The sequence below is a fragment of the Burkholderia sp. Ac-20365 genome (assembly GCF_017104715.1).
Lineage (GTDB): Bacteria > Pseudomonadota > Gammaproteobacteria > Burkholderiales > Burkholderiaceae > Paraburkholderia.
Genome location: NZ_JAAGPI010000097.1, coordinates 1 through 1,506 on the forward strand (window position 1 = coordinate 1; position 1,506 = coordinate 1,506).

The following is a 1,506-nucleotide window of genomic DNA, read 5'->3' on the forward strand; positions in this document are numbered from 1 at the left end:
GAAGGAAAATGAACAGCAGACCACCGCTCACACGGTGAAGAATCGACACGCGTCCCGCGAGAGGAAGACGGTATGCCGTCAATATCTGCCCGATACCGATGTTCCGGTATTCCGGCCTCGGTTTTTTCAAAGTGTCAGCCACAGTAGACCCCTTTCGGCTCTTCAAAAAGAAACAACGACGGCATAGCCGCTCGCCATCACAGGCGCGACGCGTCCTGCGTTTCTCCTCTTGACGATGTTGGGGACCCGTTCCGGGGAGACTTCCAGGGGCGGCGGACCGCGCGATAGCGATATTTTGTCGCGGGACTGTTATACTGTCCAATATCTATCGCGTCTTTCTGAAATAGCTTTTACAGAATATCGCAGAATATCGAATGGAACTGCGCCATATCCGCTACTTCCTCGCCGTTGCCGAAGAGCGCAACGTCACCCGCGCCGCCGAGCGCCTGGGCATCGGCCAGCCACCGCTCAGCCAGCAAATCCATGCGCTCGAAGACGAAATGGGCGTACGCCTGTTCCGCCGCACCGGCCATGGTGTGGTGCTGACCGAGGCGGGTGAAGCCTTCGCCGCCGACGCCAAACGCATCCTGCTCGACACGCGCAACGCCGTCGAAAAGGCGCAGAGCGCCGGGCGCGGCGAGATCGGGCAGTTCAATATCGGGTTCACGGGCTCGGCGGCTTTCAATCCTGTCGTGTCGAAGCTGATTCGCGCGTACCGGCAGGCTTATCCGAATGTCACGCTCACGCTGGCCGAAGGCAATACAGCGCAACTGCTCTCCTATCTCGACGACGGCCGCGTCGATGTCGCGTTCGTGCGGCTAGGCAGCCAGTCGCCCGCTGGCGTCCAGTTCCATCACATCGCAACGGAGCCGATGAGGATCGTGCTGCCTGTCACGCATCGGCTAGCCAGGAAGCGGAAGATCGCGTTGTCCGAGCTGGCGGAAGATCCGTTTGTGATGTTGCCGCGTGAGGCAAGCCCGACGCTGCATGATGTGATTGTCGGTGCTTGCCGCGATGCCGGGTTCGAGCCGATTGCGGGGCAGCAGGCGCCCCAGTTGTCGTCGGTGGTCAATCTTGTCGCGGCGGAGTTTGGTGTGTCACTGGTGCCGGCTTCCGTATGCCAGATTCAGGTGGAAGGTGTTGTATATACCGATGCGCTCGGCAAGCCTATTTCGATTCGTTTGGTGCTGGCTTCGCGGATTGAATCGACACCGGCAAAGACCGCGAATTTTCTCGCGAAGGCCCAGGAGTTTGCGGCGGAGATTGGCTAGTGCGCCTCGCGCTACTGCAGCGCAATTAGAATTCTGGTCGAATCAATCATTCTATATGGCGCAAATGACCCTTCTCGCCATCTAATTGTTAAATCGAATTGCTGGTTATTTTTGCCGATATGCAATGGGCATCCATTTAATCCGGCAATTACGACCTGATACAAACTGCCTTTAAAATCCGATTGCGATTGCCGTCTTCATTTCTGTATTATCGCGCGGTAGCGCGTGGGCGCAA

The 1,506-nt window shown here is 57.6% G+C and carries 1 protein-coding gene and 1 pseudogene; one reads left to right on the forward strand and one right to left on the reverse strand.

The window, feature by feature from the left end; translation table 11 throughout:
• A pseudogene (locus G3O01_RS44730) lies at positions 1 to 142 on the reverse strand (succinate dehydrogenase, cytochrome b556 subunit); the annotation flags it as partial.
• A gap of 232 nt (positions 143 to 374) precedes the next feature.
• Here G3O01_RS44730 and G3O01_RS44735 point away from each other — a divergent pair.
• A complete protein-coding gene (locus tag G3O01_RS44735; RefSeq protein WP_205813901.1) occupies positions 375 to 1,271 on the forward strand; it encodes a LysR family transcriptional regulator in 897 nt (298 codons plus the stop codon).
• The last annotated feature ends 235 nt before the right edge of the window (positions 1,272 to 1,506 follow it).